The organism is Chryseobacterium sp. VD8, assembly GCF_037149975.1.
In the GTDB taxonomy this organism is placed as follows: Bacteria; Bacteroidota; Bacteroidia; order Flavobacteriales; family Weeksellaceae; genus Chryseobacterium; species Chryseobacterium indicum.
On the sequence record NZ_JBBCQL010000230.1, the window covers coordinates 1 to 7525 of the forward strand.

A 7525-nucleotide genomic window follows, 5' to 3' on the forward strand; every position below is an offset into this window, starting at 1 on the left:
ATATTTGCACCACTGAAAACAACGATATAATCGGAGTTTCTGGAGAGTTGGCAGAGTGGTCGATTGCGGCAGTCTTGAAAACTGTTGACTGTAACAGGTCCGGGGGTTCGAATCCCTCACTCTCCGCCAGGTTAGAAACCAAAATAAGCTAAAACGCTGTAAACATCAATGTTTACAGCGTTTTTTGTTTTAGCGCAGTATCAAAAAAAACCAAAATAGGTCACGATTTATATGTCCTATTTCGTGTCCCATTCAGAAAATTACGAAAATGGGTCACGAAAAATCAGAGAAAGCCCGACCAATAGGCAGTCTAACGAATGTACATCTTGCAAAAAGTGGTAACAAAAAGTAAATTATTAAACCAATTAAAGTTATCACACAATGAACAAAACATTCAACCTGTTATTCTTTATCAAAAAGAATAAAATCAGAACCAACGGAACCGCTCCCATCTACTTCAGAATTACGATAGACGGCAAGGCAGCAGACATTGCCGCTAAAAGGTATATCGATCCGAAGAAATGGGATGTTAAAGCACACAAGGCACTAGGTAATTCGCAAGAAGCTAAAACACTGAATCTCTATCTAAAAACTTTAGAACAGAAAGTTTACGATTTCCACTACCTGATGCTGAAAGAAGAAAACTTTGTAACTGCAGAGGGTTTAAAATCTAAACTGCTTGGAGCTGACATTGAGAAAAGAATGCTCATTCCCATATTCCAGGAGCATAATGACAAAGTGGAAGCTTTGGTCGGTCAGGATTTTGCTCCCGGAACACTGGAACGTTACAAAACATCTTTAAAGCATACCCAGGAATTCATTTATTGGAAATACAAAGTTTCTGATATTGATATCACGCAAATCGATCACGGTTTTGTCAGTGATTATGATTTCTGGCTACGCAGTGTCCGTAAATGCGCAAACAATACCGCTGTGAAATACCTCAAAAATTTCAAAAAGATCATTCGTTTGTGTATGGCGCACGGTTGGATCACCAAAGATCCTTTTCTCGGCTATAAAGCAAAAATAAAAGCTGTGGAACGTCCTTATCTTACCAAAGAAGAAATTCAGATGATCTACGAAAAGGAATTTGCAGCAGATCGATTGAACCAAGTTCGGGATATTTTTCTATTTAGCTGCTATACCGGCTTGGCCTATGTGGATGTAAAGCAATTGTCAAAATCTAACATCAATATCGGGATTGATGGCGATCAATGGATTTTTACCCACCGTCAAAAAACCGATACTTCAACAAGGGTTCCATTATTGCCTGTGGCTCAGGAACTGGTTTTAAAATATGAAAACCATCCGCAGTGTGTCAATTCAGATGTCCTGTTTCCTGTTCTAAGCAATCAGAAAATGAATTCTTACCTCAAAGAAATTGCGAGCGTCTGCGGGATCAGCAAAGATTTGACATTTCATATCGCAAGACATACATTTGCCACTACTGTTACCTTGTCCAATGGTGTTCCTATTGAAAGTGTGAGTAAAATGCTTGGCCATACTAATATTAAGACTACTCAGCATTATGCGAAGATTTTGGATAAAAAAGTGAGTGATGATATGGCGGTTTTAAGGGGTCGGCTTTAAACTAAACAATAAATTGTGAATTAGTCAATATTAATCTTTTAAGTTATTCTTCTGATCATAACTGTTAGAAATATTGACTAATTTATTTGCTAACAAAAACTTTATATATTATTGCACTTTCTTTTTTTGAATATTCCAAATAGGCTTAAAATGATTTATCAATTCCTCTTCCAGCATATTTCTGTACGATTCTGGCTCAGTAATTATATACTTTATTTTAATTTCATTTCCATTTAATCTTTCTTGAATAATAAGATCTAATTTTGCACCAGTATGTTCATTTTTACTTACAAAATGATTTTTAATTCTAGTTTTAAATAAGTGTCCCTTAGATTTGCCAATATAAACCAACTTTGGAATTTGTTTTTCATTCACAATATAAATACAATAAACAAAACCACTATTCTTGATATTTGTTATAGTATCAAAAGTTAAAAGATTATTTATATCAGAAATATAAGTTATACATTCTTCAATTTGTTCCGAAATTATATTTTTAACTACCATATGATTTTCTTATTAAGTAATAAAGTCTTTCACATCATAAATTGAATGTAATCTATCTTTTATAGGTTCTGGGATTTCATTACTTCCAATTTCTTTATTGACATCTATTTTGCTTTCATAATAATTATCAATACTAATTGTATTAAAGGTTTGTATAAACTTATTTAAATTTAAGAACAATTGAACAACTTGATTTACTTCTACTGAATGCTTTAAGTAGGGATAAAAAACTTGAATTTTATTTTGAAAATCTAATTCTTGTGATTTATTTAATTTCCTATAGCTTAAAGAATTAATTCTGTCAATCCTACCAGTTCTTTGCTCCATATCACTTGGATTCCAAGCGATACCATAATGATAAATATTCTGGCAAAATGTATGTAAATCTTCTCCTTCTCTAAAAATATCTGTGGTAACTAATACATATGGCATTCCAGGCATTCTAAATTGAGAAGCTATAATTCCTCTATTTCGTTTATCTTGTCCGCTTGTACCAATTACAGGAACAAGATTCCTTAATACCGATTCTATTCTTTTTTCATCTTTTGTATCAAAATTTGATGAAACTATTAAATCGAATTCATTGATAATTGTTTTTATTTCTTCTAAAACAAAATGGAACGGAGCATCTTTAGTTATCAAATTGAATAAAATTTCTTCAAATTCTTCGTTTTGAGAATCGGCTAAGAATCCTGCAAGCAAGCCAGAACCATTTCTAAATATATTTTTTAAAATTACATTTAGTACTTTTAAATCTAAAAGAAATATCTCAGTTTGAGTATTTAATCGTTTATTAATCCAATTGCGAAATTCATTATCACAATATTCTATTAAAAACCTTGTTAAAAAAGTAGTATTTTTAAGTTCCCCTATGTTTATTACGTTGCTTTTTTTTGTATAAGATTTATTCAGAATTCCTTCTTTAGAAAAGTAATCGTAGACTGTTTCAGTTTCTTTTTTGAAACTTTGGTTCTTACGTGCTTCAGGAGTAATTTTTTCTAGATAGTTTGAATTTAAATCTTCGATATCATAATCAATGAAATTAAAATGATTATTTAAAATGATAGGATTCAACTCAAACCAATTTTCTCTATACATCTTAGTTCTGTATGGGAAACCTGGATTATTTTTTTTGAAATAGTCTAAAAAGAAATAACCACTGTGTTCATTCTCATCAACCCCTTCACTTCCCTCCGTATTTTGATAAAGGAATTCTTGGAAGGAATTGCCGATTGCAAGAATCGTTTTCGATTTTAATTCAGAAGAAATATTTCTAAGATTTTTAATAATAAAGTCATCAATAATCTTTTTAAAACTTGAATTCTTTTTATCGTAGTATGCAAATTCAAGGAATGCTAGCCCTTGCTCGATGTAATTACTCTCATAAATAAAATTATGTTGTAAGAGATTTGATTTTATCTCTTTTTTTAATAATAAAAACAGTTAAAAGATCATTTAATCGGGCTTTTATTTTTTGTGTATTATATAAGTCAATAACACTATCTATTATCTGTTTATTTTTATTAAAACTTTTTTGTGCTTTTTTTAATTGTTGATTAATTACGATTTCTCTCTCATACTTTTCAATGATCCTTTTTTCAAGCTCCATTGCTGAAGCTATCCTTCTTACAAAAATTAAAGATTTATCTTGATAATGTAATTGATTAATAATTTCATTTTCTAATTTTGTCTGTTTTGGATGAGGAGGAAATTGTTTAAAAGTTTCATTATATGAGTTTATAATATTTCTTACAATATTTAGATCCTGGCTATCTTTGGTTTTACGACTTTCTGTTTGTTCATATTCTTTTGTATTATCTTCCGAATATTCAATACCATTTTCATTTTTATTTAAAGTCTCCTTCTTTCTATCAAGATCAACATTATAAGTTTCAAAGCCAGCAAGCATTCCGATTTCAAATAAAGCATTATTTTTTTGGTTTAAGTGCTTAATAGATTTATATTGAATAAGTTGCCAAAAAACACTTTCAAATGTATCATCCATTGTCAGATGATCAGCCTCTTCTGATTTGTTTACATTCCCCTTACGATGTTCTTCTCTGCATTGATTTCTTGAAACGGTATCGTCTTTTAATAAGTATTCTAGGTTACCTCTAATTAAGAATTTTTTTAATAGAGCCTCTATCTCTATATTATTTTTTGCAGTATTAAGTAGATGTTTTTGTGTAAAGCAGGATATTTGATTTTTAATCTCATAAAGATTTCTATCTTTTGGAGTTGCAGATAAGCATATAATTTTCTTAGCTAAAGGGAATTTAACTTGTTTTTTTAATTCTGGAAAATCCTCGAAAATCAGTTTATCTTTAATTGCTCCCAAAAAACGTGAAGTAATTTCATTTCTTATAGATTCTTCTCTTGTTTCATCTCCTGGCCCATATTTATAATTATGTGCTTCATCTACGATTAAACAATTGATTTTAGGAGATAATGCATTCATTAAGTAAGCAATTAGATTACGTAACTTTCTTAAATTTGAAGCTATAAAATAATCCTTATCATAAGCTTTTTCTAAAATATCTTGTGCGTACAAATCATTTTTAAAAACTTCTCGTATAAAATATTCTTGTAAGTTTCTTCGACCATTGCTTGCTATGACTAAGCTGCTAAATGACGTCATTCTAAAAATTGTAACAGGATCTTCTTTCTCAATTGCTTTGATTCTGTCTTTTATGCAATTTTCAAATGTATAGGACTCTTTTACATTGGTATTATCTAAAAGATAATTTTTAGAAACAAAATTCCCTAGTTCTTTCTTCCACTTATCCTGTAAGTTCTTTTTGGGAACAATTATAAGATCCTTTTGTAAATTTTTATTTTTTGAAAAATGTCTAAAAAGTAAAATTATTCCTGCAGCAATATAAGTTTTGCCTAATCCTACTTCATCAGCTATGTATAAGACATTGTTATCAGGATTATTTAAAAATTGATAACCTTTAGTAATTACAGCAAGTTGTCTATCAGCAAGTTCTTTACCAATAGATTCATTTGTTCGCAGATTAAGGATTGATTCAATGTCGGTTTCGATATTAATCATATTCGGCTAATATTTGTTCGACAATCCATTTCTCTTTCTGTTTTAAGTCCGGGATGTTATTTGCGAGATCTTCTGTTATTCTTGTAAATTGATTTCTTTTACTTTTTATATCGCTAATAAATTGCTTCCATATTTTTTCATCAACTAACCTTTTTGCTGAGCATTTTTCTGCTTTTGCATACATCATTTGATCCACAATTTTTAAGATCATCCAATAAAAACTTTTTTGAATTTTATCTTCTTTAAATTGATTAGCAATATCATTCAAATAAAAAGAAAGTGTATCAATGTTTTCGGTTAATAAATAATACTGGATATTTTTAAATTGTTCTCTCTGTTCAGTTTGATTAAGGTTTTTTGAAGGGAATAAATATTTTTCCATCCTTATTAATCCATTAAAATGAGTAGCCATTTCATTTAACAATAATTTAGTCTCAACTTTGGAAATATCGATTACACCAGATTCATCAGTAATTTTTTCAGCTATACTCCGTGTAATACTTTCTTTAGAAAACTCATCATCAAAGAACTGCCAATATCTTAGAATAGTATAAGCATCTAAATTAAATCCTAAAGGCTTAGTATTTATATAATCCTGATTTGCATAATAACTATATACAACCGATTTTGAATTTTCAATGCTTACTACTTGAATTAGTGAATTTTTTGCCAACTTTTTACAATCCAAAGTGTCAATAGAAACCTTTGATTTACCATTTTTTATCTGCTGACCTTTGAATAACTCAAAAAAATTACAATTCTGATTTTTAATATTTGCCTTAATACAAAGTTCCCTATTTTTCCAATCAATTGTAAAATCGATATCGGGTGCATTCCTATTAAATGAATTAGCAGAAATAGGATTCTCTAAATCAACTTTACCTGAAATGAAAATCAACTCATCAATATTTAAATTATTAGTTCTTTTTAAGAGTTTTATACCATTATTTTTTTCACAATAAAGAACTGCTGATTCAATATTCGAAGAATTATTTTTACCTGAAAAAATAGCCCAAGCAGGATTAGTAAAATTAACAGAACCTACAATAGTGTAAGAGTTCTCAGCACTATAAAACTTATATATTTTCGAATGTTGATTTCTTACCTCAGTATTTAGACTTGAATCATTCCAATGACACCAATCTAATCCCGCTTTTTCTAAATCTACAAAATGTTTCTTTTCTAATTGAACTTCATTATTCCTTAATGAAGGAATTAAACATTTGATTTTTTTTATATTTTTGGACTTAAGCCATTCGAGCAAACTATTATCAGGACTGAAATATGGTGAGACAATTTCAATTTCTTCTATTGTTTCTTTTTCAAAGATATTTTTTTGTAAAAAGTCTTCAAATTTATTAGAATAGTTATTGAAAAATTGAAAATCTATATCTACATATCTTAAAAAGTTATTAATGAGATTTTCAGATTCTAGTAGTTTTGGAATATGACCTAATTTATTGGTGCTATTTATATAATCTTGAACGGAATTAGTAGAAGATCTATTTGGTTGTAATTTACTTCTACTAATTTCTTTGTAGGAAAAACATTCAAAATTATCGCACCACCCACTAACGGTCATATTACCAGAACCAGTTATGAACAATAGTTTTTGTACTCCATTATCTTGCAATAGAATCATAGTTTGTTTCGGATGAAAATTTGCTATTTTTCCTTTTGGGGATGGCACTTTTAAACAATTAATATCATATCCTAATGATGGAGCATTGGTTTGATCTTTCGCATAATAATCACAATAAACTGATATTGGTGGTATTTGATTTTCTTTTGCCAGCTGTCTCCATAAAATCTTATTATGAATTTCTTCGTCATTGAAATTTTTACCAGTACTAGATATTAATAAGGGCATTATGTAATTTTCAAAAAACTTTGGATCAAAATTAAAAGTATAAAATATAGCTGCGATAACTTTTTTAGCACCTATCAATTCCCCAATCTTTTCTTTTAGTATTAGTTTTTCCACATTAATTTAATTGATTAAAGAGATTGAGATAGCTCCAAAAAAAATAATTGTTATCATTATTTCTTTCTGGATTATAATCATTATAAAACGAAGCGCCTTCAAAATGATTTATTTCATAACCATTTTCTGTGATTTCCATCCAAGGAGAAGAATTTCTCAGTTTACAAATGGTTTTATTACGTTCTATTAAACCTTTTACGAGATCATTACTATTATTGTTATGAAGTATGGCTAAAGCATTTAATGTTTCATCAAAACCTTCTGTAATTAGCCCTTTGATTTTACATTTCGAAATGAATTCGCTTTTCTCAATCTCTTCATTTGTCCAGAATGATTTTGTTTGCAAATACCTGAAAATTCTGTTTAAAGGGCATATTGTTTTTTCAACT

6 protein-coding genes and 1 tRNA gene are annotated in these 7525 nt (G+C 29.2%); 2 read left to right on the forward strand and 5 right to left on the reverse strand.

What is annotated here, in order from left to right; genetic code table 11:
• Positions 1–41 precede the first annotated feature (41 nt).
• Positions 42–129, forward strand: a tRNA-Ser gene (locus tag WFK35_RS18840).
• A 252-nt stretch (positions 130–381) separates the two neighbouring features.
• Positions 382–1590: a site-specific integrase gene (locus WFK35_RS18845; protein WP_336733852.1), complete on the forward strand. Its 1209-nt coding sequence runs from the start codon at positions 382–384 to the stop codon at positions 1588–1590.
• 108 nt (positions 1591–1698) lie between these two features.
• Here WFK35_RS18845 and WFK35_RS18850 read toward each other — a convergent pair whose 3' ends face one another.
• The 5 genes from WFK35_RS18850 to WFK35_RS18870 form a co-directional block, all read right to left on the reverse strand.
• Complete coding sequence (locus tag WFK35_RS18850; protein ID WP_336733853.1) at positions 1699–2097, reverse strand: hypothetical protein; 399 nt, start codon at positions 2095–2097, stop codon at positions 1699–1701.
• 12 nt (positions 2098–2109) lie between these two features.
• Positions 2110–3171: a helicase-related protein gene (locus WFK35_RS18855; RefSeq protein WP_336733854.1), complete on the reverse strand. Its 1062-nt coding sequence runs from the start codon at positions 3169–3171 to the stop codon at positions 2110–2112.
• A 319-nt stretch (positions 3172–3490) separates the two neighbouring features.
• Positions 3491–5152: a DEAD/DEAH box helicase family protein gene (locus tag WFK35_RS18860; RefSeq protein ID WP_336733855.1), complete on the reverse strand. Its 1662-nt coding sequence runs from the start codon at positions 5150–5152 to the stop codon at positions 3491–3493.
• Complete coding sequence (locus tag WFK35_RS18865; protein ID WP_336733856.1) at positions 5145–7136, reverse strand: phospholipase D-like domain-containing protein; 1992 nt, start codon at positions 7134–7136, stop codon at positions 5145–5147. Before WFK35_RS18865 ends, WFK35_RS18860 begins: the two co-directional genes overlap by 8 nt.
• 1 nt (position 7137) lies before the next feature.
• The coding region (locus WFK35_RS18870; protein WP_336733857.1) for a hypothetical protein at positions 7138–7525 on the reverse strand (388 nt) is incomplete at its 5' end.